30 protein-coding genes are annotated in these 24,293 nt (G+C 63.0%); 11 read left to right on the forward strand and 19 right to left on the reverse strand.

Going from position 1 to position 24,293, the window contains the following annotated elements; genetic code table 11:
- The first annotated feature begins 351 nt into the window (after positions 1–351).
- Positions 352–945, forward strand: coding sequence for a DUF1214 domain-containing protein (locus ACZ9EJ_RS13085; protein WP_046629826.1), 594 nt, complete (start codon positions 352–354; stop codon positions 943–945).
- 127 nt (positions 946–1,072) lie between these two features.
- A complete protein-coding gene (locus ACZ9EJ_RS13090; protein WP_046630051.1) occupies positions 1,073–1,624 on the forward strand; it encodes a DUF1254 domain-containing protein in 552 nt (183 codons plus the stop codon).
- A gap of 15 nt (positions 1,625–1,639) precedes the next feature.
- On the opposite strand, the gene ACZ9EJ_RS13095 is transcribed toward ACZ9EJ_RS13090, so the two are convergent.
- The gene (locus ACZ9EJ_RS13095) at positions 1,640–1,816 is read right to left on the reverse strand and encodes a hypothetical protein (RefSeq protein ID WP_251091071.1); all 177 of its coding nucleotides are present in this window, start codon (positions 1,814–1,816) and stop codon (positions 1,640–1,642) included.
- Between the two features lie 653 nt (positions 1,817–2,469).
- On the opposite strand from ACZ9EJ_RS13095, the gene ACZ9EJ_RS13100 reads away from it, so the two are divergent.
- Complete coding sequence (locus tag ACZ9EJ_RS13100) at positions 2,470–3,510, forward strand: DUF2336 domain-containing protein (protein WP_046642332.1); 1,041 nt, start codon at positions 2,470–2,472, stop codon at positions 3,508–3,510.
- A 4-nt stretch (positions 3,511–3,514) separates the two neighbouring features.
- Here ACZ9EJ_RS13100 and ACZ9EJ_RS13105 read toward each other — a convergent pair whose 3' ends face one another.
- Entirely contained in the window at positions 3,515–3,856 is a 342-nt protein-coding gene (locus tag ACZ9EJ_RS13105) for a DUF1491 family protein (RefSeq protein WP_046642330.1), read from the reverse strand.
- A gap of 139 nt (positions 3,857–3,995) precedes the next feature.
- Between ACZ9EJ_RS13105 and ACZ9EJ_RS13110 the strand changes: the two genes are divergently transcribed.
- Together ACZ9EJ_RS13110 and ACZ9EJ_RS13115 are read left to right on the forward strand one after the other, a co-directional pair.
- Positions 3,996–4,331, forward strand: coding sequence for a GIY-YIG nuclease family protein (locus tag ACZ9EJ_RS13110; protein ID WP_046642329.1), 336 nt, complete (start codon positions 3,996–3,998; stop codon positions 4,329–4,331).
- 125 nt (positions 4,332–4,456) lie between these two features.
- Positions 4,457–4,624 carry a Thivi_2564 family membrane protein gene (locus tag ACZ9EJ_RS13115; RefSeq protein WP_251091072.1) on the forward strand — a complete coding sequence of 56 codons (168 nt, stop codon included), beginning with the start codon at positions 4,457–4,459 and terminating at the stop codon, positions 4,622–4,624.
- A 52-nt stretch (positions 4,625–4,676) separates the two neighbouring features.
- Here ACZ9EJ_RS13115 and ACZ9EJ_RS13120 read toward each other — a convergent pair whose 3' ends face one another.
- Complete coding sequence (locus ACZ9EJ_RS13120) at positions 4,677–5,069, reverse strand: tautomerase family protein (protein ID WP_046642328.1); 393 nt, start codon at positions 5,067–5,069, stop codon at positions 4,677–4,679.
- Positions 5,070–5,176: 107 nt separating this feature from the next.
- On the opposite strand from ACZ9EJ_RS13120, the gene ACZ9EJ_RS13125 reads away from it, so the two are divergent.
- A complete protein-coding gene (locus ACZ9EJ_RS13125; protein ID WP_046642327.1) occupies positions 5,177–6,043 on the forward strand; it encodes a LysR substrate-binding domain-containing protein in 867 nt (288 codons plus the stop codon).
- Positions 6,044–6,099: 56 nt separating this feature from the next.
- Here ACZ9EJ_RS13125 and ACZ9EJ_RS13130 read toward each other — a convergent pair whose 3' ends face one another.
- Both ACZ9EJ_RS13130 and ACZ9EJ_RS13135 read right to left on the reverse strand, forming a co-directional pair.
- The gene (locus ACZ9EJ_RS13130) at positions 6,100–7,044 is read right to left on the reverse strand and encodes a peptidoglycan-binding domain-containing protein (RefSeq protein ID WP_251091073.1); all 945 of its coding nucleotides are present in this window, start codon (positions 7,042–7,044) and stop codon (positions 6,100–6,102) included.
- Positions 7,016–8,551: a sensor histidine kinase gene (locus tag ACZ9EJ_RS13135; protein ID WP_046642091.1), complete on the reverse strand. Its 1,536-nt coding sequence runs from the start codon at positions 8,549–8,551 to the stop codon at positions 7,016–7,018. Before ACZ9EJ_RS13135 ends, ACZ9EJ_RS13130 begins: the two co-directional genes overlap by 29 nt.
- A 466-nt stretch (positions 8,552–9,017) precedes the next feature.
- On the opposite strand from ACZ9EJ_RS13135, the gene ACZ9EJ_RS13140 reads away from it, so the two are divergent.
- Both ACZ9EJ_RS13140 and ACZ9EJ_RS13145 read left to right on the forward strand, forming a co-directional pair.
- On the forward strand, positions 9,018–9,437 hold the full coding sequence (locus ACZ9EJ_RS13140; RefSeq protein ID WP_046642130.1) for a DUF5330 domain-containing protein: 420 nt from the start codon (positions 9,018–9,020) through the stop codon (positions 9,435–9,437).
- A gap of 232 nt (positions 9,438–9,669) precedes the next feature.
- Positions 9,670–10,092 (forward strand): SufE family protein, encoded by a 423-nt coding sequence (locus tag ACZ9EJ_RS13145; protein WP_046642092.1) that lies wholly within the window; start codon positions 9,670–9,672, stop codon positions 10,090–10,092.
- Here the strand turns inward: ACZ9EJ_RS13145 and ACZ9EJ_RS13150 are convergent.
- On the reverse strand, positions 10,076–10,696 hold the full coding sequence (locus ACZ9EJ_RS13150) for a TetR/AcrR family transcriptional regulator (protein ID WP_046642093.1): 621 nt from the start codon (positions 10,694–10,696) through the stop codon (positions 10,076–10,078). The two genes, ACZ9EJ_RS13145 and ACZ9EJ_RS13150, sit on opposite strands and share 17 nt — an antisense overlap.
- Before the next feature lie 154 nt (positions 10,697–10,850).
- Here ACZ9EJ_RS13150 and ACZ9EJ_RS13155 point away from each other — a divergent pair, with 154 nt between their 5' ends.
- Entirely contained in the window at positions 10,851–11,612 is a 762-nt protein-coding gene (locus tag ACZ9EJ_RS13155) for an SDR family NAD(P)-dependent oxidoreductase (RefSeq protein ID WP_046642094.1), read from the forward strand.
- A 127-nt stretch (positions 11,613–11,739) separates the two neighbouring features.
- Here the strand turns inward: ACZ9EJ_RS13155 and ACZ9EJ_RS13160 are convergent, their stop codons facing one another.
- From ACZ9EJ_RS13160 to ACZ9EJ_RS13215, 12 genes are all read right to left on the reverse strand, one after another.
- Complete coding sequence (locus tag ACZ9EJ_RS13160; RefSeq protein ID WP_052764702.1) at positions 11,740–12,264, reverse strand: hypothetical protein; 525 nt, start codon at positions 12,262–12,264, stop codon at positions 11,740–11,742.
- Positions 12,265–12,367: 103 nt separating this feature from the next.
- The gene (locus ACZ9EJ_RS13165; RefSeq protein WP_046642095.1) at positions 12,368–13,195 is read right to left on the reverse strand and encodes a DUF6456 domain-containing protein; all 828 of its coding nucleotides are present in this window, start codon (positions 13,193–13,195) and stop codon (positions 12,368–12,370) included.
- Positions 13,188–13,619 carry a helix-turn-helix domain-containing protein gene (locus ACZ9EJ_RS13170; RefSeq protein ID WP_080955844.1) on the reverse strand — a complete coding sequence of 144 codons (432 nt, stop codon included), beginning with the start codon at positions 13,617–13,619 and terminating at the stop codon, positions 13,188–13,190. The genes ACZ9EJ_RS13165 and ACZ9EJ_RS13170 overlap by 8 nt, the downstream gene beginning before the upstream one ends.
- A 309-nt stretch (positions 13,620–13,928) precedes the next feature.
- Positions 13,929–14,360, reverse strand: coding sequence for a Ros/MucR family transcriptional regulator (locus ACZ9EJ_RS13175; RefSeq protein ID WP_037083991.1), 432 nt, complete (start codon positions 14,358–14,360; stop codon positions 13,929–13,931).
- A gap of 436 nt (positions 14,361–14,796) precedes the next feature.
- Complete coding sequence (gene mnhG, locus ACZ9EJ_RS13180; RefSeq protein ID WP_046635922.1) at positions 14,797–15,141, reverse strand: monovalent cation/H(+) antiporter subunit G; 345 nt, start codon at positions 15,139–15,141, stop codon at positions 14,797–14,799.
- Complete coding sequence (locus ACZ9EJ_RS13185) at positions 15,138–15,542, reverse strand: cation:proton antiporter (RefSeq protein WP_046635920.1); 405 nt, start codon at positions 15,540–15,542, stop codon at positions 15,138–15,140. Before ACZ9EJ_RS13185 ends, mnhG begins: the two co-directional genes overlap by 4 nt.
- Entirely contained in the window at positions 15,539–16,012 is a 474-nt protein-coding gene (locus ACZ9EJ_RS13190; RefSeq protein ID WP_046631444.1) for a Na+/H+ antiporter subunit E, read from the reverse strand. The genes ACZ9EJ_RS13185 and ACZ9EJ_RS13190 overlap by 4 nt, the downstream gene beginning before the upstream one ends.
- Positions 16,009–17,574: a Na+/H+ antiporter subunit D gene (locus tag ACZ9EJ_RS13195; protein WP_046642096.1), complete on the reverse strand. Its 1,566-nt coding sequence runs from the start codon at positions 17,572–17,574 to the stop codon at positions 16,009–16,011. Before ACZ9EJ_RS13195 ends, ACZ9EJ_RS13190 begins: the two co-directional genes overlap by 4 nt.
- A gap of 423 nt (positions 17,575–17,997) precedes the next feature.
- Entirely contained in the window at positions 17,998–18,375 is a 378-nt protein-coding gene (locus ACZ9EJ_RS13200; protein WP_046635914.1) for a Na+/H+ antiporter subunit C, read from the reverse strand.
- Entirely contained in the window at positions 18,375–18,812 is a 438-nt protein-coding gene (locus ACZ9EJ_RS13205) for a Na+/H+ antiporter subunit B (RefSeq protein ID WP_046635911.1), read from the reverse strand. Before ACZ9EJ_RS13205 ends, ACZ9EJ_RS13200 begins: the two co-directional genes overlap by 1 nt.
- Before the next feature lie 289 nt (positions 18,813–19,101).
- Complete coding sequence (locus tag ACZ9EJ_RS13210) at positions 19,102–21,447, reverse strand: putative monovalent cation/H+ antiporter subunit A (RefSeq protein WP_046642097.1); 2,346 nt, start codon at positions 21,445–21,447, stop codon at positions 19,102–19,104.
- A gap of 295 nt (positions 21,448–21,742) precedes the next feature.
- Complete coding sequence (locus ACZ9EJ_RS13215) at positions 21,743–21,982, reverse strand: hypothetical protein (protein WP_251091077.1); 240 nt, start codon at positions 21,980–21,982, stop codon at positions 21,743–21,745.
- A gap of 330 nt (positions 21,983–22,312) precedes the next feature.
- Between ACZ9EJ_RS13215 and ACZ9EJ_RS13220 the strand changes: the two genes are divergently transcribed.
- Both ACZ9EJ_RS13220 and msrB read left to right on the forward strand, forming a co-directional pair.
- Positions 22,313–22,951 carry a hypothetical protein gene (locus tag ACZ9EJ_RS13220; protein WP_080955845.1) on the forward strand — a complete coding sequence of 213 codons (639 nt, stop codon included), beginning with the start codon at positions 22,313–22,315 and terminating at the stop codon, positions 22,949–22,951.
- Positions 22,952–23,186: 235 nt separating this feature from the next.
- Entirely contained in the window at positions 23,187–23,597 is a 411-nt protein-coding gene (msrB, locus tag ACZ9EJ_RS13225) for a peptide-methionine (R)-S-oxide reductase MsrB (protein ID WP_037084003.1), read from the forward strand.
- 148 nt (positions 23,598–23,745) lie between these two features.
- Here the strand turns inward: msrB and ACZ9EJ_RS13230 are convergent, their stop codons facing one another.
- Positions 23,746–24,222 (reverse strand): Lrp/AsnC family transcriptional regulator, encoded by a 477-nt coding sequence (locus ACZ9EJ_RS13230; RefSeq protein WP_046635904.1) that lies wholly within the window; start codon positions 24,220–24,222, stop codon positions 23,746–23,748.
- Between the last annotated feature and the right edge of the window lie 71 nt (positions 24,223–24,293).

Raw genomic sequence — 24,293 nt, forward strand, 5'->3', positions numbered from 1 at the left:
CAGACACGGTAATCAAGGAATGAACCGGGCAAGGCATGGGCGGTTTTTAGTCACAGGAACCGCTCGAAACAATCTTATCAAAGGGTTAACCCTCAGATCGAACCTGTGTGGGAATGGCACGCAAAGGCCTTCGATGACCGATCCCGGCACAGGCAGCGGACCTCTCGCCGTCGATCCGGCGGGGCTGGGAGGAAGGGCGGCCGGCTTTTCTCCGAGGAGACACGGGAAGCGATTCGCTCCACGCCGGAAGCCATGAGGCGAGCGTGCCGGAAAGACACAGCTCACCCATTCCTTCGCACCAGAATCAATGCTAACCCTCTGGCACAGCTGTCCGAGGGCCAAAGCAAACCCGTGTTCCGTGTTCCCTTCCTCATAGCGATCGCGCTCACCATCGCCTTCGGCGGCGGGATATGGTCCACGCTCGCGGCACTGGATGCCACGATCGGGTTCGGTGCGATCAAGCTCGGCTCGTGGGAAGCCTTTCCCGATGCGCAGACCGCGCAGGCGGATCCTTACGCGAAATCGCACCGGGCCAGTGCCGGCAAGCTCATCTACGCAAGCGCCGAGGGCCTCACCTTCATCGCTTCGACCGACCAGGCCGGGGAGCGGCTGACCGGAAACTGCTCCTATCGCCTCACCGGCCACACGCCGCCGGCCCGTTTCTGGACGCTGTTTGCCGCGGCCCCCGGGGCCGCCCCGCCCTCGGCGCAGTCGGACCTGCCGACCGCGCTCAATTCCCGCATCGTGCTGCGCAACAGCGGCAGCGACGGCGGTTTCGACATCGCGATTTCCGCAACTGCCAAGCCGGGCAACTGGCTGGCGGTCTCTGCGCCCGGCGTGTTCCGCCTGACGCTGACGCTGTTCGACACGCCGACGGCCGGCAGTTCCGGGCTGATCGACCTCACCATGCCGCGTATCGAGAAGACCGGGTGCGGCAATGTCTAGAAGCCTTGGGTTCGGAAGTCCGAGATTTAGACGTCTGCGGTTCAGAAGCCTGGGCATCAGAGCTTTGGGGTCCAGGGATTTCGCGTCCCGGAAGGCCGAGACCCGGGGTTTCGCGCTGAAGGTTCTGATGGCGGTAATCACCGGCCTCGTCGGTGCGGCGCTGCTGCACCTGATCATCGTGCTGGCGCTGCCCGACTTCAGCGAGCGCGACGCCTATACGCGGGTGCTGGCGGAAGGCGAGATCTACCGTTTCTACCGGCTGGGAGAAAAGCCGGACCGTGCCGGGCTTTCCAAGGACGATCCGTTCGTCGAGGCGGCGGTCTGCGCCTTCGATATCTCGGAGGGACCGGTGAGGCTGACGGCCGCCAATGGAGGCGTGCCCTTCTGGTCGCTCGGCGTCTACGACCAGTCGTCCAACGAGGTGTTCAGCATCAATGACCGGACGTCGGCCGGTGGCGTGCTGGACGTGGTGATCGCGTCGCCTGTGCAGCTGACGGCATTGCGCAAGGCGCTGCCGCAGGCGGTTTCGCAGTCGATCCTGGTGGAAGCACGGGAGGAGGAGGGGTATGTGGCCTTAAGAAGTCTCGTCCCGCAACCAAGCTTTGCGGGTATCGTGTCGCAATTCCTGAACCAGGCCACCTGCGCACCCTTCGAATGGCGCTCCCGAAGCCGGTTCTGATCTCCGTTTTTTACACTATTCGGCACGCACCGCGTGGTTCTCAGCCTTGCGGTCGCCCAGGTCTTCGAAACGTTCGTACCGCACGCCGGTGAACAGCAGAAGCTGCCCGGCGTTTTCGCTTTCGCCGATCCTGATCTGCGGCCGGCGCTGATTGTCGCTGCGCCATCTGTTCAATACTACGATCTCTGCCATGCTCGTCTCCGTTTACGGAATTCGAGACGGATGAAGACGGACCGATCTCACCCTGCCCTCCCAAAGGGCCTGACGCTTCCCGAAACAATCCGGGCATCCGCGCCTTTCTCGCCTGTGCGCCTTGTTCGAAAGCGCAACGACATTTCGACATAAACGGCCGGTTCCGCCTGAACCGGCCGTTATCTGGAAGGTCCCAGGGACGCGGGGCCATCCGGCATCTGAAACCCGGCAAATACACGCCGGTTACCCCTGGATTCAGCCAGACCACCGTTAACAATGTATTACTGCTAATATAGGACTTGCTACCGGTGCATGTCTGTTGTCCGACCCCAAAACGCAGAAGCGCCGGTTTGGTTCACAGCCTTTGCAAGCGTCGATCGGACCTGCGATTTCCTGGCTAAAACAGTGGGACTGCAAGAAATGACCGGCGTATCGAAACGAACCATTTTCACAGACCGTTAACCCTCCAAGAGTTAGCATCCGGTTAAACCAAGGCGACCCCATCGTGCAGATGTTCTGACAGCTGCGTGAGCGGACGGCCCGCCACCGGGAGTTTCCCAGGCAAGGTACGATGAGAACGCCAGGCGAGCTTTCCGGCACACCTGATCGGCGTTCGGCACTCCGGATTGTTTTGCGTGATTGCGAGTTTGCCAGTGACGAATGAGTTTCGAGACCTTGAAAGGCCCCAGGCCATGCGTAAAAAGGATGTGGTGCTGATGGCCACCGTGACGAGCTTCGAAAGTCTTCCGTACCCTTCGCGGTCGGAACTTCGACAGTTCGCCGAGCTCTTCGCCCCCCTGTTTTCCGCTTCGTCCGAGGAGGCCCGCCGCGACGCGGTCGCAGCGCTCTCGCAATGCAAGACCGTGCCGCCGGCAGTCGCCTTCTTCATCGCCAGCCAGCCGATCGCGGTGGCTGCACCTTTCCTCATCTCCTCGACCTGCCTTTCCGACGATGCGCTGATCGCGATTGCCCGCACGCAAGGGGAAGCTCATGCCCGAGCCATCGTGCGCCGCGAGGCGCTGTCGCCGACGGTGATCGACGCACTGGTCGGGCTGCGCCACGACCGCACCAAGCGCAGCGATGCGCCCCGAAACCTCGACGGGCTCCTGCCGCTACGGCCGACGCCGGAAATGGTCGACGAGGCCGAGCGCAACATGCGCGACGAACTCCTGCGCAACCGCATCAAGGCGCTTGCCGGCCATGTCGACCGGCCCGCCACCGACCGGCTGGGCTTGCGCAACCTTTCGCCGATCCAGGAGGCGCTGCTCGTCCGCTTCGCGCGCAACCGCGAGACCGGGCTGTTCGCGACCGTGCTTGCCGACACGCTTTCCGCCAGCCACTGGCTTTCGGAGCGGATCATGCTCGACATTTCCGGCCAGCAGCTCGCGGCGACGCTGAAGGGCCTGGCGATGGAAACGGAGGACGCGCTGTTCATCCTGCAGCGGCTCTACGACCATCTGGGTGCGGAACAGGACGGCGTGACACGCGCCGCCGCGCTCTGGGACGCGCTCGACGAGGACGAATGCGGCAAACGCGTTGAGGCCTGGCGCCGCGCCGACAGCTACACCTACCCGGAACAGCAGCATCAGCCGATGTTCGCCGACAACCGCGCGGAGGACAGCCGCCAGCCGCGGGTGATCCGCACCACCGCCAGCGCCCGCAAGCCACTCAACGGCCTCTACCGGGTGCGATAAAAGCCTAGCCGGGCTTCACCACCTCGAAAAGATCGGCGACGTCGTCGATCTCCAGTTCCAGCAGCCAGAGATCCGGATCGAAGCGCATTTCGCGCGACAGCATCTCGCGGATGGCTTCCGGCTCGGCCCGCTCCGCCCTCACCTCGAATTTGCGCCCGCCATCGTCCTCGCCGAAGAAGTTCTGCGGGGCCGGAGCGTAGAGCGTTTCCAGCCCATCGCGAAAACGCTGGCGGATGAAGATCGCGCCCGCCGCCTCCGCACCCTTCTTTTCGACGGCGGCAAAACCGCCGAGCCCGAAGACGCGGCGGATCATGGCGGAGACGACGATTTCGGATTTCAGGCGCATGGCCCCTCATACGGTGCTTCGTGACCGGGCGCAAACTTGCCTCGCCACAATTTTACCCGGATATAATTATTGCCATAATATTACCCGGGTGATATTAGCCGAGCCTCCACCCCAAACCTCCATCAAAGAAGGCAAGGACATGAACACCATCGACAGGAAAGCGGCGATCTCCGCCTACAAGGAACGCAAGGCCCCGGCCGGCATCTATATCATCCGGCTGGCTCCGACCGGCCAGACATGGGTCGGCCGGGCGGGCGACCTCGACAAGATCCAGAACCGCGTGTGGTTCACGCTTCAGCACGGCAGCCATGTGAGCCGGAGCCTGCAGGCAGCCTGGAACGCCAACCGCGCGGAGGATTTCGTGCTGGAGCCGCTGGAAGAGATCGACGAAGAACTGACCGGCTACCTGCGCGACCGGACGCTGAAGGACCGCCTCATCCACTGGGCTTTCGAACTCGGTGCCGAAACAACCTGAACCCGGCTGACGGAAGTCCCTGAGAAGAAACGGAAAATCGCGCTGCCGCGCCCTTTCCTTTCCTCCAATCCACCATATCTACACATCAGTGCCGTACGGCACTGTCATGAAAAGGAGTTTGGGGCTTGGCTACTTCCGTCTTGATCAGCATTCTGATCACCTTCCTGGTGATCGTCCTGGTTCTCTATCTCGTCGCGCGCCTGCCGATCGATGGCCGCGCAAAACAGATCGCGCAGATCATCATCATCATCATCGGCATCATCTCGCTGCTGAAATATCTCGCCGTTTTCTGAGGCGGAGATGCGCCCGGCCCTGCCGGGCGCCATCCGATCGCCGGGATCAGGATCACGCCGTCATCGCATTTGTACGGCGGTATTCCTGCGTCACCCCGCCGAAGCCCCAGGCGTCGGCCTCGACCTCGCGGACGATGACATAGGTGGCGGGCGGTATCCCGCCGAGGCTCTGCTTCAAAAGCGCGTCCATCGCCTCGATGAAACGCTTCTTCTCCTCCGCCGTATTGGTGCGGAGCGTGACATTGGCCTCCACATGCGCGGCGACCTCCAGCGGTTCGCCACCGACGGTCCAGCCGGAGAGATCGACCTCCTCCACCAGGACCGCGGTGACCTCGCGGCGCTTGCGCATGATCGTGTTCATCAGCACCGTGGTTTCCTGCTGCAGCCGACGCCTGGCTTCAGGCTCGATATTCCTGCCGGCGATGATGACGTGAACGAAGGGCATTGCGTTCTCCTTTTCGGGTTTTCTGTTGACGCCACTATCTTCTCTCCGCACAATCGTTTTGAAAATCGCGAAGTTTCAAACTAAACCTTTTACAGAACTCAACGATTATGCTGCCCATCAATCTCGATATCGACACGTTGAGAAGTTTCGCGCTCGGCCTGGAGCTCGGCAGTTTCGCCAAGGCCTCCGACCGGCTCGGCCGCTCGCCTTCGGCGATCAGCCTGCAGTTGAAGAAGCTCGAGGAACAGGTGGGAGAAACCCTGCTGCAGAAGCAGGGGCGCGGGCTTGTGCTGACCGAAGCGGGCGAAATCCTGCTCGGTTATGCCAAACGCATTCTTGAACTCAACGACGAGGCACGGGCGGCGGTGCGAGGCGCCGGCAAGCTCGAAGGCTGGGTAAGGATCGGCGTGCCGCAGGATTTCGCCGAAACCTGGCTGCCCCATCTGCTCGGCCGCTTTTCGAAGGCGCATCCGAAGGTGCGGGTCGAGGCGCGCGTCGACCGGGGTGTCGCGATGGTGCAGGCGATCGACAAGGGCGAACTCGACGTGGCGCTGACCTGGGGCACGCTCGCCAGCCCGCGGGCGGAGATCGCCGCGCGGCGGGAAATCGCCTGGATCGGCCCGGATGGCTTCCGGCACATGCCGGGAGACGCACTTGCGATCGTCGCCTTCGATCCACCCTGCGCCTTCCGCAAGGCCGCGATCGACGCGCTCGATCGCAACGGCATCGCCTGGCGGCACGCGTTCGCCAGCCCAAGCCTTGCCGGCCTCTGGGCAGCGGTCACCGCCGGGCTCGGCGTTACCCCCCGGATCGTCGAGGGCAAACCGGCGCAGCTGACCGCGCTCGATCCGAAGGAGGCAGGCCTGCCCGATCTCGGCGCGATCGAGCTTGCGCTGCACGTCGCCGAAAACCGTCTTGCTCCACCTGCCGAAGAGCTGAAGCGGCTGGTGCTGGAAGCGGTGGCGATGCGTTGAGCGGCGAGCTCTCGCCGCCGGAAACATCGAAAATTCAGGAGATTGAGAGCGAGGCCCTACAGCGCGCCGATCGACTTCAGCTTCTTCAGCACCAGTTCGTCGGGCTCGCCGGTTTCCGGCAGGCGGTAGTGGCGCTGGAAGCGGCGGATGGCGGCCTTGGTCTGGGCGCCGGCGACGCCGTCCACCCCGACATCCGCATAGGCGATGTTCGACAGGCCGCGCTGGATCTGCAGCACGAGATCGCTCGGCTGGCCGGCCGTGTTCGGTTGACTGGGCGCATTCGGCTTCTGGGAGACGGGCGTGGCGGCGGGCCGACCGGAATTGGAGGCGGCGTTCGGGATATTGGCGGGCGGCGTCATCGCCGGCTTGCGCTCGGAGGCGCGGATTGCGGCGGCGACCGGGTCTTCGCCGCGCGCGCTCTCGGCCGGGCGGACCGGCGAAACGGGTTTCGGCGGCAGGGCGGCGGATTGAACAGGCCTTGTCGGTGCGGCAGGGGTTGCCCTTGGCGTCTCGGCGGGCTTCGGCGTCGCGGGCTGCGCCTCATGGGGCGCCGCCGGTTGAGCTGCGGCCTGCTGCGGCTGGGGGCGCGGGATCGGGGCTACAACGGAAGGTGCGGACTGCACGGGCGCTGCCGTCTGCTGCGCCGGGGCTGCCGTGGGTGCTGCGGCCGGGGCCGGTGCTACGGCGTTCGGGTCGGCGCGCTCGATGCGGAACGTGGTGACATCCGCCGGCGCGGTGCGCCTTGCGGGGCGATACCCGGCGATCTGATTGGGGTTTTGGGAATCGCGGGTGGCGAGGAAGGGCGACGGATGGCCGCCCGGCTGGTACCAGAGCGCATTCGCGGCGACGAAGGAGAAGACGATGCCGAAGGCCGCGCAGCCGAACAGGGCCTTCGGCCGGCGCGCGGCAGCCCGCGCTCCCGCCAGCAGCAGGTTCGACAGAATGCCCGGTTGCTTGACAGGTTTTTTCCTGTCAGGCGATTTTCGCTTCCGCGCGGTCATCGATAAAATCCTGTTCGTCCATCATGGCCGCATGCCGGGCTGCCCTCAGCCGCGGCGGGAATTCGACTTTTTCCTCCCGGGACTGATCCCGTTCTCCTTCGACGCCAGAGCCGTCTGCCGGCAGGGAGATCGTCACCACGGTCCCCTCGCCCGGACGGCTGGCGATCGTAAAACGACCGCCGTGCAGCGCCACCAGACCTTTTACCAGAGAAAGTCCGAGGCCGGTACCTTCGTAGGTGCGGGTATAGGCGTTTTCCACCTGCATGAACGGCTGGCCGATATATTGCAGCTTTTCCGCCGCGATGCCGATGCCGGTGTCGCTGACCGAAATCTTGACGTCGTCGCCCTCGAGCACGGCGTCGATCGACACCACGCCGCCGGGGCCGGTAAACTTGATCGCGTTGCCCGCCAGGTTGATGAGGATCTGCTGCACGGCGCGGCGGTCGGCGACCACTTCGCCGAGCCCGCGCGGCGCGCGGCTCGTCAGCGTCACGCCCTTTTCGCGGGCGGTCAGATCGAGCATGGCACGGCAGGTTTCCACGGCTTCCGCAATCGCGAAGGGCTCGGTGAGCAGTTCGTAACGGCCGGCCTCGATCTTCGACATGTCGAGCATGGTGTTGACGACCGACAGGAGATGACCGCCGGACTGGCGGATCAGCCCGACATATTCGCGCTGGCGGTCGTTTTCGAGCCTGCCGAAATATTCGCCGATGAGCACGTCGGAAAAGCCGAGAATGGCGTTGAGCGGCGTGCGCAGCTCGTGGCTGACGGCGGCGAGGAACCTCGACTTCGCCTCATGGGCGGAACGCGCCTCGGCGATATGGGCGGCGGCTTCCGAACGGAGATTCTCCTCCTCCGACATGTCGCGCGCCTGCGCCAGGACGTAGAGGAGTTCCCCTTCGCCGTCGCGGATGGCGGTCATGTCGAGGCGAACGGACAGGAACTGGCGGCCCGCCGCCGAGAACGGCCGCTCGATGCGGATATCGGCAACGGCGCTGGGCACACCCTGGCGCAGCATGTCGAAAGCCTGGACGAGGCCGATGCGGTCGGACACGTGGACACGCTCGGCAAGCGGCTCGCCGGCGGCCTCACGCAGGCCTGCAGGAAACAGATGCTGGTCACGGCCGCCGGTCTTCACCAGCAGGCCATGCGGATCGAGAATGAGCGACAGGCCCGGCATCGCATCGAAGGCCACGTCTTCCGGCGGGGCGGCAACAACGGGCGCCAGGGCATGGCGCGGAAAGGCGAAGGAGGCGGCCACGGCGAGAAGGAAAAGCGACAGAACCAGCGCGACGCCGACCGGCAGGGCCAGCGCCGGCGGCAGCAGCAGCGCAAGCGCCGGCGGCACGGTGACGAATGCGGCAAGGCCACAGAACACGAGCCGGCGGAACTGGGCAATTTCACCGGGACGTGCGGTGTCGCCCTCGCCGAGGCGCGTCAGCCAGCGGCTTGCGGTCTCGTCGACCAGCGTGACCGCCTTTCCGGCAATGTTACTCAATACGCGCACGCAAAACCCTGCACAGACTCGTTTATCGAAGCCGACAATAGGCCCCCGTGGCTTAAGGAAAGGATAAAAGCAGTGGGTGCCGGAGGTCCCGCAATGGGCCAAAATCCGGCTTTGGGACAGAAGGGCCAAGCCTTCCGAATTTGTGGTTAACGGGGCGTAAGCGACGGATTTGCTTCGATTTTTCCAAAACCGTTAACCTTTGTGGCAGACGGAGGGGGAAGAAAGCCAAGGGTTTCGGGCGGCCTGCCGCATTTATGCTTAACATCGATCGCTAAAATTCGATTCAAGTTCGCGACAAAGGCGCTGCAATATCGGATATCTCGCATTTTAGGCAAATTTGCCGAAAAACCGAACGATCCCGTCAAAGCCATATTTGCTTCCCGGCGGTACAACCATGCTCAAGACCGGCACAGACCCGGCGGCCCGCTTCAAGACCCAGGAGCGGGAAAAACAGGTGGATAGAGCGATGTGGTTTCTCATCAAGGGAAGTATGTGGTTCGCGGCGGTGCTGGTAGTGCTCTCCTATTTCAGCAGCAAGCCGGCGACCGAGACCGACGGGCTTTCCCCCCTGCAGGTCAGCAACGCATTTTCGGCCGCGACCGAAGCCTATCAATATGTGAGCGCCATCTGCACCGAAAAGCCTGAGGTCTGCGAAAAGGGTGCCGAGACCTTCTCGGCGCTCGGCACGAGGGCCAGGCAGGGCGCCCAGGTCGCCTTCGAGCTGCTCGACAAGCAGTTCGGCGACAAGGGCCGGGAGACCGCGGTGCTGGCCGATCCGGAACCAACCCCATTCCCGGCCAGGCAGGCCGAAACGGCAGCCGCTACCGGCGCCGATACGATCTTCACCGGCACCGTGCCGGTCCCGCAAAAACGGCCTACCCACTAATCCAGCGCACCAGGTCGGCGCGCCAGCTCGACCTGATATCGGACGTCTCATCGAAATTCGAATTTCAAAGCTTGCACCGGGCTCTCAATGCCACGGTTCCCGGTGCCTGATCCGCCTGCCCTGTCATTCAGCATTTGCTGACGCCGTGAGGATTACCCCTCACGGCGTTTTTTTTGCTTTTTGTCCAGGCCTGCAGTGCCTATATGAAGTGGATAGGAGAACCGGAGCGCTTATGGCCAGCCTCGAGCAGATCATCGAAGATTTCGAATACCTCGACGAGTGGGAAGACCGCTATCGTTACGTGATCGAACTCGGCAAGGCGCTGCCGGACCTTTCCGACGACAAGAAGACTGCGGACAACAAGGTGCAGGGCTGCGCGAGCCAGGTCTGGCTGGTCAGCCATCTCGGGGACGGCAGCGCCGACCCGGTGATGACCTTCGAGGGCGATTCGGACGCCCATATCGTGCGCGGCCTCGTCGCCATCGTGCTCGCCGTCTATTCCGGCAGGACCGCCTCTGAGATCGCCGCCACAGACGCGATCGAGATCTTCGACCGCATCGGCCTGGTCGAACACCTGTCGTCCCAGCGCGCCAACGGTTTGCGTTCGATGGTCAAGCGCATCCGGGAAGAGGCAAGGATCAGGGCCGCGGCTTAAGGCTTAAAGCCCCCTCCCCCTTGCCCGCGGGCCACGTGGCGAGCGCCTGCTCGGCAACGGCCTCCAGCGTGTCGCGACTGAAGCCGGCCTTGGCCTGCACCGCCATGCCGTGAAGAACGGCCATCAGGAATGCCGCAAGCGTGTCGGGCCTGGCCGTCTCCGGCAGGTCACCCTCGGCCTTTGCCCGCTCGAAGCGTTCGCGAAGCTGCGCCTCGCCTTCGGCGCGGGCCTCTATCAAAGCCTGCCGGACAGGCTCGGCTTCGTCGGATCCCGCCAGCACCCCCTGGATGGCGAGGCATCCCGTATGGTCGGGATAACGGGTGGTGAGGTCGATTGCACCCTGGAGAGCGTGGGCCGCAACTTCCCGCGCCGTCGGGAGCTGGAGCGCGGCGGGAATATAGTCCACATACCGCTCGTAGTAGCGAGCCAGGGCCTTAAGGAAGAGCGCTTCCTTATTGCCGAAGGCGGAATAGAGGGCTGGCCTTTCGACACCCGCCGCCTCCGTCAGGTCGGCATAGGAGGCACCTTCATAACCCTTGCGCCAGAAGACGCATAACGCGGCGTCGAGCGCCTTCTCCACATCGAATTCGCGATGGCGTCCCATCAACTCTGTCCTGTCAATTTCATAATGATCGTTATTAAACCGCTTGACCGGCGCTGTCAAATTTCATACCGATCGTTATCGTAACATTCGTTATGAAATTGGGCGCCGCTTGACAGAAGCGAACGAAGCCCTCGTCAAATTAGGAAGGATACTCATGTCCAACATATTCAAGGGGAAGGTCGTCCTCATTACCGGCGGTTCGCGCGGTCTTGGTGCCGCGACGGCGGAAGCGTTCGCCGATCACGGAGCGGACGTCGCGATCAGCTACGCGGCCTCGACCGACAAGGCGAAAGCGGTCGTGGAGAAACTGAGGGCAAAGGGCGTTCGCGCGATTGCGGTCAAGAGCGACCAGGCCGACCTTTCTTCCGCAAAGCCGCTGATCGACACGGTGATGGCGGAGTTCGGCAGGCTCGACATCCTCGTCAACAATGCCGGCATCGCCATCCAGGGTCAGATGGTGGACGATCCGGAACTCGACGGGGACAACTATAACCGCCAGTGGCAGGTCAACGTGCTCGGCACGATCGCCAACACCCGCGCGGCGGCGCAGAAGCTGACCGACGGCGGCCGGATCATCTTCGTCGGCTCCCTCCTCGGCTCCCACGTCCCCTTCCCCGGTGTCGCCGACTATACCGGAACGAAGTGGGCGCTCGCCGGCTATGCGAAGGGCATTGCGCGCGACCTTGGCCGGCGCAATATCACCGTGAACGTGGTTCAGCCGGGAATCATGCCGACGGACATGGCCTCGGACGTTGCCGGCGAGCTTCCGAACCGTGACGCCATCCTCGACATGCATCCGATCCGCCGCATCGCAACACTCGAGGAAGTGGCGGAAACCGTCTGCTTCCTGGCCGGACCGCATGCGGGTTACATCAACGGCGAGCAGATCAACGTCGCTGGCGGTCTCGGAATCTGAGCGTCGAAGCCCGAAACTTCGGCACCAAGGTTCGGGTCACCAGCTTAAAAGCCCTGAGCTTCGAAAGAAGCTCAGGGTCACGATTTTGATCGACGACTGCCGCTCGGCAGGAAAGCGCTACACGCCATCAAGGTTTAACGGCTGCCTGGCATTCGATGTCTGAGCTGTAATTCATATGGATACTCAACTTGTCTCCCCAGTGACCTAGCTGCACGAGTATGTGTTCACCGGAGGCAAGAGCGAAGTTCGCGTCGATAAGGGAAATTCGAGTCGCCCCAGCCATGAATGTCGCAACCTTGGCAGTCGGCGCCCCATACCTCGATTGAAGGTTCCATACGATCGATACGAATTCCTCAAATTCCCCGCTCGGGTGTTTTCCAATGGCCACCACTCTGTTCTCACAGATGAAGAGACGAAGATCCGTCCCCTCGACTATCCATTCGTGCGGAAATGAGAGGGAGGACTGTTTTAGTTCCCAACCGTTTGCAGTCGCATTCCGTTGCGCCTCGACAAATGAACTTCCGAGCTGAAAATCGTGCAAGCCATCCAATGTTTGGGCATGGGTTGAGCCAATGGCCAAACTCGCTCCAAACACAGCAAAAACAAAGCTTCGAAATAGGTGCACGCTATGTGGCACGACCAGCCGCTCCAACAGAAATCTTCTTCGCGCTCACTAGCAGAAGCTGGAGACCTTGTCCGCTTCGAGCCGAAGCGGACGTAGGCGCCATTTGCAGTGTCAGCCTAACCAGTCTCCATCAAAGGACCGGCCGGTAATCCTCCGCCCCCCAGTGATGGTTCTGGCGGCGTCTTGCCGGAACCGGCGGCGCATAATGGCGGGCGAGTGCAAGCAGCGCGGTGCGTAGCATGAGTTTGGCCGAGCGCGCCGGCCATTGGCGTTCTCTCTCCACGGTCTCCAGCCCTTTCGCAAAGCAGCAGACATCCACGGCCACGCCCGAAAGTTCCGGTCCCATCGCGTCCACCGCCCTCGAAAAACGGTTGCGGGCCGACATCGCGCTGTCGGCGATATCGGCCTGGCCGCCGGCAGTGCCCTTGGCGCGGGTAGCGAGCCGCGGCTCCCAGGAGGCGGTGACGCGGGGCTGGAGCTGCCCGCGGGTGAAATCGGCAGCCAGCCGCTCGCCCGCCTCCAGCGCTTCGGCCGGCAAGAAGGGTTTTCCGTCGCGGTCCTTCATCCGTGCGATCACGCCGAGCGGCGATTCCGCAAGGTTGCGGCGCACCGGCTGGCGGGCGCCGTCGATCTCGACCGTAGCCATGACGATCTCGCCATGCTGCTCGACGAACACCTCCTCGCCGGTCACCAGCGCACGACGCAGGAAGCTGGACGCCGCCGCACTTGCGGCAATCCTGCCGTCGCCAAGCTGCGCCAGTCCGAGCGAACGGGCCTGCGCGATCACCGTTGCGGGATAGGTCCGTTCTTCCGCCCCGATGAGCCTGATCTCACCCGCCTCACCCGCCGCGATGGCGCAGTCGCCGCGGGCGAGCTGGCGGATCAGCCGCAGGAGGTGCCGCCTGAGGGCCGGATCCGCGGCCTTGTCCATCACCGGTTTCCGGATTGCCTCAGTCATGGGCCGCGACCTCCGACAGGCCGAAAACGGCAGTGACGATGCGCTCGACGGCCGAGACGAACTCGTCGAAGGCGAGATCGTCGCGGCGATCCTCGACCACGTGGCAGGCGTGGCCTACGGTGGTGCGGTCGCGGCCGAAAGCCTCGCCGATGTCGCTCATGGAAATCTGGAGCGCCACATGGCAGACATACATGGCGATCTGGCGGACATGGCAGGAAAGCCGGCGCCGGTCGCGGCGCAGCATCACCCGATCGCCGAAAAGCTGAACCAGTTCGGAGACCATCTGACGGACGATGCGGCAGGCGCTCTTGAGCGGCAGGCTGGCTGGAAGCTTCGGCGAACCGGCCGTATCCAGCGGCGCGGGCGGGGAAAACGGCAGTGGGGACGGCGCGGCGGAAGCCTCAAAATATCTCTCGAAAGGCATGACAACTCCTCAATCAATAGGAATTAATTCATACACCCTAGAGCAAAAACGGGGACGCTGAAAACCGCCTCCGTACAATCATCCGCTGAAATTGCTGATAATTTCCACAAGCTCCCGAAAGATAATGGGATTTTTTTCCTCTACCCATCCCCGCGACGCCCGCTTCAAAAAAGAAAAACCGGGCACTCGATCGGCCCGGTTCTTTCTCCGCATCTCTACTTCGATGCAAAAACCAGCCAGCCGCCGCTGTTGCGATCGGTCCTCATCGGGCTGGTCTCAAATCCTCCCTGCCTTGTCGGCGTCGCCGGATCAGGCCTTGCCGCGCTTGCGGCGCTGGCCGAGACCCATTTCCTTGGCGAGCCTGGAACGGGCTTCCGCATAAGCGGGCGCCACCATCGGATAGTCGGCCGGCAGGCCCCACTTCTCGCGATATTCTTCCGGTGTCATGTTGTAGTGAGTCATCAGGTGACGCTTCAGCGACTTGAACTTCTGCCCATCCTCCAGGCAGATGAGATAGTCGTCCTCGATCGATTTCTTGATCGGAACCGGAGGCTTCGGCTTTTCGATGGCCACGACAACCGGTGCCGGCGAAGAGGTGTTGCTCAACGCCGAATGCACGTCCGCGATCAAGTTGGAAAGATCGCTGACCGGCACCACATGGTTGCTCACATAGGCGGCCACAATATCTGCGGTCAGCTCTACCAGCAGATCCGGGCTTTTGCCCAATGCGACGTCTGTCATTTCCTGTCTCCTGTTTAAGTGACTGGCTGGCCCCGCGACCTCCGCGACACCTGCCCGTTCGTAGAGTCTCCCGGAGAAAACCTATGCCGCCCCGCCGTCTTGCGACCGAAGCCTACCCCTAAGCTTCATGCGGAAAAGAAAACGGTTCACACCGGATATTGCGCTAGATTGAAACCTTCCCTTGCATGTGAACGGCGTTATCGTTCCTCATCCGAAGAACTTGTCGACTCACCAAAATGACGAGGGAACGCCTAATCTAGAAACAACATCTGCACTCTACTTGTAATGAAGTACCACTGCTTCGCTTCATCTCCAAGTGCGAATTTTGTCGGTTACCAGCCTTTCTGCCACCTATATCGCCCCTACATCAGCTTTACTGATGAATAGATGGGCATTTGCTCAAGCGTGACAGGGTTATAACTCGGTCCAGAAAGGATTATATTCGCTTATCGTAATCCTTCATTTCATCCCGGACGGACTCAGCGCAAAGTGGATAGCCAACCTTGTGCGCTGCCATAGCGAGCAGATGCGCCGAAATCGGCGCCGTTAACACGAAGAAGAAGAAGCCTGCAAGCGCTCTTGCAAAAGTCGACAGGTCGCCCGCATGAACGCCGACCGCAAGCAACAGGAGCCCGGAGCCGACCGTGCCCGCCTTGGACGCGGCATGCATGCGGGTATAGAGGTCCGGCAGACGATTGAGGCCGATCGCCGCCACCAGCGCGAACCCGGCGCCGCCAAGGATCAGAAGAGCGGTTATCGCGGCCAGCAGGATGTCCATCATTTCTTCGCCTTCCGCCGGACGGCCGGCCCGGTGCCGGAAGGGCGCCTTGCCGCGGATTTGCGCCGCGGTTCGGGCACCGACGCCGTGAACGTCTTCATCATGTCTCCCTTCGGCGCCTCCCTGTTGCCGCGCGACAGGATGAACCGCGCAAAGGCCACGGTCGCGAGGAAGCCGACAAGGCCGAGCGAGATGGCGATATCGATATAGAGCGTGAAGCCGGTGCGGATGGCGATCAGCGCGATGAAGCCGATGACGATGCCGGTCAGCATGTCGAGCGCCACGACCCGGTCGGGAAGCGTCGGCCCCTTGATCACCCGCCAGACGGTGAGCAGGAAGGAGACACAGAGCACCACGAGCGCCAGCCAGACCGCGTAGGAGATGATCATTTCAGCCGTCGTCATCGGAACGCCTCCATGATCTTGCGCTCGAAGCCATTGGCGATATCCCGTTTGGTGGCTTCGATATCGGAACAATCGATCGCGTGGACGAACAGCGTCTTGCGGTCCTCGGAGACGTCGACCGACAGCGTGCCGGGCGTCAGCGTGATGAGGTTGGCAAGCAGGGTGATCTCGAAATCGCGGGTCACGGTCAGCGGGAAGGCGAAGATGCCGGGTTTCAGGTCCATGCGCGGGCTGACGACCAGCACCGCCACCTTCCAGGCCGACAGCGCCAGTTCCTTCAGGAACAGGGCGAGCAGCGACAGGATGCGGCCGAGCCGCCGCCAGTAACCACGGGCCCCCATCTCGTCGCGAACGATCCAGAGCACGAGCGTCGAGAGCGCAAAACCAAAGATCAGGTTGTGCAGCGTGGCGCTGCCGGTGACCGCGACCCAGACGACGGCAAAGACGAGCGACAGGATATAGGTGATCATCGCGCTGTCCCTCCCGGGAAGACCGACTGGATATAGGCCGCGGGTTCGCCGAGCCCTTCCGCCGCCCTCTGGGCCAGATCGAGCAGCGGTTCGGGCAGCAGGCCGAAAAGAACGACGAGCGCCGTCAGGCAGCCGAGCGGCAGGGCAATGCGCCAGTCGACGGCCGAGCCAGCCGGAGCGGCGGCCTCGAAAACAGGGTCGGACTGCGGGCGCCAAAAGGCAAGCAGGAAGACGCGGGCAAGCGCCAGCGTGACCAGGAAGGCGGAGATGAGGATCGCCGCGGCCAGCCACCAGGCGCCGATATCGAGTGAGGCTTTCAGGAGCGCCACTTTGGGCCACAGGCCGGAGAGCGGCGGCAGGCCGGAAGCGGCAAGGAACAGCAGGAAGGCGGCGCCCGAGAACCACGGCGCCTTGCGGTAAAGCCCGCCGAGGCCGGAGAGCGTCCAGGTGCCGCCGAGCCGGCCCACTTCGCCCGCCACCAGATAAAGCGCGGTCATGGTCACCACCGAATGCAGCGCATAGAGGATGGCGCCGCTGACGGCCGCCGGGGTGCCGATCGCGACGCCCGCCATCATGTTGCCGATGCCGGCGATGACCACGTAACCGACGAGCCGGCGGATATCGTTCTGCGCCAGGGCGCCGAGCGCGCCGACCAGCATGGTGAGGGCGGCCGATATGGCGACGATCAGGCTCAACGCCTCGCGCTCGACGGGGAAGAGCATGACGGTAACGCGGATCAGCGAATAGGTGCCGACCTTGGTGAGCAGCCCGCCGAACAGCGCCGACACGACCACGCGCGGCGTGTGATAGGAGGCCGGAAGCCAGAAATTCACCGGAAAGGCGGCGGCCTTCATCGCAAACGCCAGGATGAACAGCGCCGTCAGCGTCGTCAGCGGCGCGGCCTCGCGCAGGCCTGCCGCCTTGCGGGCGATATCGGCCATGTTGAGCGTGCCGAAGATCGCATAGAGGTAACCGACCGCGATCAGGAACAGCGTCGTGCCGATCAGGTTGAGGACCGCGTATTTCAGCGCGCCGTCGATCTGTTCCGGCTCGGAACCGAGGATCAGGAGGCCGAAGGACGAGATCAGCAGCACCTCGAACCAGACATAGAGGTTGAAGATGTCGCCGGTCAGGAACGCGCCCGTGACGCCGGCCATCAGCAGCATCAGGAACGGGTAGAAGCCGTAGCGCCGGCCGCTCGCGTCGATATCGGCGAGCGCGAATATGCCGGCGGCGAGTGCGACGATGGCGGCCGCGAGCGCCATGACCGCGCCGAAAAGGTCGGCGGTGAAAGCGATGCCGAAGGGCGGCAGCCAGCGGCCCATGACCATGGTGACCGGGCCGTGGACCGAGACGCGCCAGAGCAGAGCGGCATCCAGGATGACGAGCAGCGCCAACCCGGCAATCGCGATGCCGCCATGCAGGCGGACGGACTTGCGCACCATCATCAGCACCGCGCCGAGGCCGATCATCAGGGCGACGGGGAGAACGACCAGCCAGTCGGAGAGCGCCGGGGCGGCGAGGATGAGGGCTGCGGAGAGGTCGACGGAAGGAGAGGCCATCAGTGGATGCCTCCCGGTGGCCTGTCAGTTTTACCAAGTCGAGCCATTCGCCCCAGTCCGCTCTTGGAGTCCCCCGCGAGCGCAGGGCGATGCCATTTGGGATGCGAGGCGGTGCGTGGAGCCCCTCCCCCTTGTGGGGAGGGGTTGGGGAGGGGTCTTCGCTGCGAATAAAACCCCTCCCGCCTGCCGGCCACCCTCCCCACGAGGGGGAGGGTTAAGGGTGCCGCACCGCCTCGCGTCCCATATCGCTCAACAGAAAGCGGAGAGATAGGGAGCAGGAAGCCCGCCTCTGGCCGATCTCCCCCCTTGAGGGGGAGATGCCCAGCAGGGCAGAGGGCGGTGCCGCGGGCGAGAGAGCCAATGGGACCTCCGCAGGCGATAGCGTGACAACAAGTATGGGGCAAGAACTGCAACACCATGCCCTCAATACCCCAGGGGGGGAAGTTGTTCGTTCCGCGGTTCGGCAAGCCGCATCTCGTCGGTATCATCGGTGCCGAGCTCCTGGTAGGCGCGGTAGGTCAGCACCAGGAGGAAGGCGAAGAAGGAAAACGAGATGACGATCGCCGTCAGGATCAGCGCCTGCGGCAGAGGATTGGCGGCGCCTGGCGACAGCGTGTCCATGCCGGCCGGGATGATCGGCGGCACTTCGCGGGTAAGCCTACCGGCGGTGAAGAGCAGCAGGTTGACCGCATTGCCGAGCAGCACCACGCCGAGCAGGATGCGCACGGTGGATTTCGACAGCATGAGGTAGATGGCGCCCGCAAAGAACAGGCCGATCAGGATCGAAAACAGCGCTTCCATCAGCCCTCTCCCTCCACGTCCGAACCCGGCTCCTGTTCGAGCGCGAGCGCGATCGATGTAATCGCCCCGACCACGACCAGATAGACGCCGATATCGAAGGACATCACCGTCGAGAGCGGCAGCTCGACGTCGAAAACAACCGGATAGACCCAGAGCCCGGTCATGAACGGTACGCCGAACACGATGGAGAGCGCGCCGGACAGGGTGGCGAGCAGCAGGCCGAAACCGGCGATCGCCATCGGGTGGAACCGGATCGCGCGGCGTACCGAAGGCACACCGAAGGCGATGCCATAGATCGCCAGCGCCGAGGCCGCGATCAACCCGCCGATAAACCCGCCGCCGGGTTCGTTGTGGCCGCGCAGCAGGACGAAGACGGAAAACAGCAGCATCAGGGCGGTGAGGAAGGGGGCGACGGTGCGCAGGATGAGCGTGTTCATGGGGACACCTCCATGGAGCGGCACGCGAGGGCGGACATTCCAAGGGGCCTGCCGAGTGGAGCCCCTCCCCCTTGTGGGGAGGGGTTGGGGAGGGGTCTTCGCTCCGAATAAAACCCCTCCCGCCTGCCGGCCACCCTCCCCACAAGGGGGAGGGTTAGGGGGGCCGCACCGCCTCGCATCCCATATACGATAGCTCTCCCCTGTGGGGGGCTCGAAGAGCGGGTCGAGACGAGTGGCTCGCCCCAGGAAAACCAGCAGGGCAGAGGGGGGTGTGCCGAGGCGAAGGCCGTCATTGCCCCTCCCCCGATCCGGCGCGTCTGACCGCCCTCACCCGGATCAGCGCCAGGACCGCGAGCCCCGTCACCATCACCACCGCGATCTCGCCCAATGTATCGGTGCCGCGGAAGTCGACGATGATGACGTTGACGACGTTGGCGCCGTGGGCGACCGTCTTGGAATAGGTGTTGAAGAAATCGGTGAGCACAGCGTCGAACGGCGCCTGCGTCGATTTCAACAGCAGCAGGGTGAAGCCGAGGCCGCAGGCGACCGCGACCAACCCGTCGAAAAGCGACTGTCGCAGAGGCCGATGGTCGCGGGGGGTGAGCCGCAGCCGCGTCATTACCAGCGCGAGGATGACGACCGACAGGGTCTCGACCATGAACTGGGTGAACGACAGGTCCGGCGCGCCGAACAGCAGGAAGATGACGGCGACGGCAAAACCCTGGATGCCGAGCGAGACGATCGCCGTCAGCCGGTCTTTTGCGCGCAGCACGGCGATAAGGCCGATCACCGCGATTGCGAAGAACGCCGCTTCCTGGACCAGCAGCTCTTCCGGCCAGGCGGGCATGGCGGGCAGTTCGCCGAACACGAAGGGCGGAACGAGCAGCGTCACGGCGAGCAGGATGAAGGTGGCGGTGATGTAGATTTCCAGCCGCCCCGGCTGGACGAGACGGGTGACGGCGCCCGAAAACCGCACCAGGCCGGAAACGACATGATCGAAGCCGCGGTCCGGGCCGGGACCGAGGCTTTCCACCGCCCGCACCATGAAGGCCCGCAGGTCGGTCAGCCGCCAGAAGGCGAGCGCGCCGAGCAATACGGTGATGACGGACAGAAGCAGCGGCAGGCCCAGATGCGGCACGGTCGAAATGTCGATGACGATCTTTTCGTCGGTGATCGCGCTTGCCATCGGCGAGGAGATGTAACGATGCGCGACGCCGGAAAAGAGTGCGGCAAACAGACCGAGCACTGAGAGAACCACCGGGCCCAGCCAGAGCGTCATTGGTCCTTCGTGGGCATGTTTCGGCGTCTCGACACGGGGACCAAGGAAGGGTTTCAGAGCAACGGCAAACGCGGTCGCGAACATCAGCGCATTGCCGATCACCGCAAGGCCGGTGAAGAACACGGCGCGCGGATTGCCCGCGGCAAGCGCCGCATAGATCTCCTCCTTGGCGAGAAAGCCGAAGAACAGCGGCAGGCCGCCCATGGAAAGCGCCGCCAGCAGGGCCGCGCCGAAGGTGACCGGCATGGCGGCGCGCAAGCCACCGAGCCTCGTCACGTCGCGGGTGCCGGCCTCGTGATCCACCGTGCCGGCGACCATGAACAGCGCGCCCTTGAACAGCGAATGGGCGACGAGATACAGCACCGCCGCCTCGACCGCATGGGCCGAACCGAAACCGGTCAGCATGGTGAGGAGGCCGAGCGAAGCCATGGTGGTATAGGCAAGCATCAGCTTCAGGTCCGTCTGGCGGACGGCGAGGAAGGTGCCGGCGATCAGCGTGATACCGCCGAAGAAGGGCAGCAGGATCACCCAGGCGGGCGTATCCCCCATGACCGGGTTCAGCCGCATCAGCAGGTAGACGCCGGCCTTCACCATGGTCGCCGAATGCAGGTAGGCCGAAACCGGCGTCGGCGCTTCCATGGCGTTGGGCAGCCAGAAATGGAACGGAAACTGCGCCGACTTGGTGAAGGCGCCGGCGAGCACCAGCAGCAGGGTCGCGAGATAGAAGGGGCTCTGGCGCAGCCCATCGCCCAGGTGCACGAGCAGCGAAAGCTGGGTGACGCCGGTGATGTTCCAGAGGAAGACCAGGCCGGCGAGCAGGCAGAGCCCACCGCCGCCTGTGACCACCAGCGCCTGAAGTGCTGCACGCCTTGCCGCCTCCCGCTCATGATCGAAGCCGATCAGCAGGAAGGAGGTGATCGAGGTCAATTCCCAATAGACGAACAGCATCAGAAAGCTGTCGGACACGACGAGGCCGAGCATGGCGCCCATAAAGGCGAGGATGAAGGCCATGAAGCGCCCGATATCCGGATGACCCTTCATGTAGCCGCCGGAATAGATGACGATCAGGGTGCCTATGCCGGTGATCAGAAGCGCGAAGGTCAGCGACAGGCCGTCGAGGAACCAGGAGAAGGAGAGGTTGAAGCTCGGCGCCCAGGCATAGCCCCCTGTCACCACTTCACCGGCGGCGATTTCGGGCAGGAAAGTGCAGAAATGGACGAAGGCGAGCGCTGGGGCCAGCGCCAGAACCCAGGCGGCCCTGTCGCCCAGAAGGCGGGTGAGGAAGGGGGCCAGAACGGAAGCGACGAAGGGGAGGAAGAGTGCGAAGAACGTCAACGCCGGCGCATTGGCAGCCATGTCATCTCCACGCTTCTGAAGCCACACACCGCCCGACCGTTCGGAGGCAGGTGATTTTCTATGGGAAACGTGCCCCCGCCTCAAGCGGAACCGGACGAAACACACAGAAACGCGAGTTTTCGGGAATTTGATGGGAGATGCGGCGGACGCTTAAGGGGCAGCTTCGCGCGACGAGCGGTCATTACTGGCCTCGCAAAGCTGCTTATTCTGCGGCCGGCCGAGCTATGTCGGGTTCGCGCTCCCGGCTGGTGCTCGGCCTATGCCTAAGCAACGGTTCGGCATCAGACCTCAGGCTTCACGAAGAAGCCGAGAATTTCACCGTCACGCCGCGCTGCCTAAAATAGGCCTGCATCAACTTCCTGCCAGAACGGTTGTTCTGCACGAGTTTAGCCGGATCGAATACGGCCTCTTTCAATCCCGCCCGGGTCAACGCTGCCTTGAGAGCCGCGATATGCACGTCGATGTCGGCATTGTTCGCTTGGAGCGATTCATAAATGCGGCCTGTTGCATCTGCTACGGTCGGTTCGCTCACTATTTCACTCCTGCTGTTGCCTGGCTGGCACTTACCATGTTTTTTCGGCTTGACCTTATTGTGGTGAAAAATGCCCTCGTCAATGCAAGACGATAGATTGAGAACATCGCGTCCGCTTTCGAAGAGGCGACACCAGGAGCGGACCAGTGGAAACCGGTATTACGGTCCAGACGCCAGGGCAACGATGCGCCAGGAGGAGACGTGGCGCCACCCGTCGATTATGGTCATGTTTCGACCCGTAGGAGACGGTAGCGGCTGATCTATAGTCTCCCGTAAGCAGTCATCCGCGGGACACGCGGCACTTCCATTGGCGGACCGTATTGGAGAGCTCAATTGCAGACGGACGACCCTCCGACCTACCGCTTTACCGCGAAAGTCGAGATGCATCATAAAAGCTCGCCAGGGATCATGATGGCTTACGTCATCGACCCCCAAGGCCTTTCGGTGACGCAAGGACGGTCCGTCAGACTCGTCCCATGGACTTCGTTTCGCTTCCTGCACCTTCACGTTACGAGTGGGGTCGGCACCACTGGGTTTCCAGTCCACAGCGCGCGTTTGCGGACACTCTTCGCATCAAGGGAGCTATCCTCGCTGGATTGGCAGGGAGAGACAGGCCTCGATCGATCCGCCGACTACGTTCGGTTCATGGAAGAACTGATTCCGTTTGCAGTCGCCCGTAACCCGCGTCTCCGCCTTCGATACGGCGGCGACCCTATGATGGAGGCGGCGGCCCCGATGGTGTTGACCTTCTTGATCCTACCGCTCGTCTTTATCCCACTTTTGATCTTCAAACCGCTCGGTGCTCTTGCTGCTGGCTGGAAAAAGCCGCTTGGCAAACTCGTGTTTGGGGCAATCAGCACGAGTTTTGGTGTGGTGCTGAACATGCTTCCCTGGTCCAGCGGTAAGCCGTTCAAGGCCGACGATCTGCCCATCGCAGAACTCCCGCCGAGATATCGGCAAGGTGGCGTCTGAAGACGTACCGATATGCCTGCGACGAGCTTCGAGGTTGAGACGGACGGCAGCTTATCGGTTTACGATCCTTCAAACCGGACTGTCCGAAAACCACCCCATCTCAGGCATGGAGTGATCGGTCCTAAATCACCGCTTCGGCCCCGGAAACAGCCATGCCGGCATCCGCTCTCCGATCGCGGACTTTTCCTTCACCGCCTCAATGCCTATCTATCGGGAAAACGAAAGGAACCTTGCGATGTCCGATGTCATCACCCCGAAAGTCCAGAAGACCGATGCGGAATGGCGCGAGCTCTTGACGCCCGAACAGTACCGCATCCTGCGGCAGGCAGGCACCGAACGCGCCTTTACCGGCCCTTTCTGGAACAGCCATGAAAAGGGTCTCTACAGCTGCGCCGCCTGCCACGAGCCGCTGTTCGTCTCCGACACGAAGTTCGATTCCGGCTGCGGCTGGCCGAGCTATTTCGAGGCGGTGAATCCGGAGGCGATCACCGAAATCCGCGACACGTCGCACGGCATGGTGCGCACCGAAGTCCGCTGCAGCAATTGCGGCGGCCATCTCGGCCACGTTTTCCCCGACGGCCCGCCCCCGACCGGCCTGCGCTACTGCATCAACGGCCATGCGATGGATTTCGAGGCCATGAAATAAAGGCGGGCGGCCCACCAGCTCGCCGCTCGAAAATGTAGATTCTCCTGTCGCAGACAGCCGGCCGCATGATTTTTGCGATCGGCTTTTGCGGCAGACTTCGCCGGGCTCCAACGATCTGCCCGCGGGCCAAAGGTCGCGGCTTTGCCAGCTACCTCTTGCCGATCAGTTCACGTCCGATGCGTTTTGGCTTTTCGCTGCGCAGGACAATTGCCGTCGTGACGGAACCGTAGCGGGCGATCGCATCGACGATGCCCTCAAGATGGGCCGGCGAGGGCACGATAACCTTCAGATGAAAGCAATCTTCTCCGGTCAGCCTCAGCGCCTCGATGACCTGCGGCATTTCCGCAAACAGCTTCAGGCAGGCCTTTATGTGCTCATGCGTCGTGCGCAGCCGGATGATCGCCATCATGCCAAGGCCGACGGAAGCCGGATCGACGACGGCTTGATAGGCTTTGATGATGCCACGGTCCTCAAGCCGCTTCAGCCGTTCGGACGTGGCGGGCTGGGAAAGTCCGACCTTCCTGCCCAGTTCCGAAACGCTGATGCGGCCGTCGTCCTGGAGAATCTCAATCATGGCAATGTCGGTCGGATCGAGATTGGAATGAAAATCGGGGTTCTTCGTCATCAACCTTCAATCTATCGGAATTTGCTCTCCCTTTCCGATGGATGCCAATTCCAATCGCGATTGTAAATCGC

This window comes from Neorhizobium sp. USDA 3394, assembly GCF_056280385.1.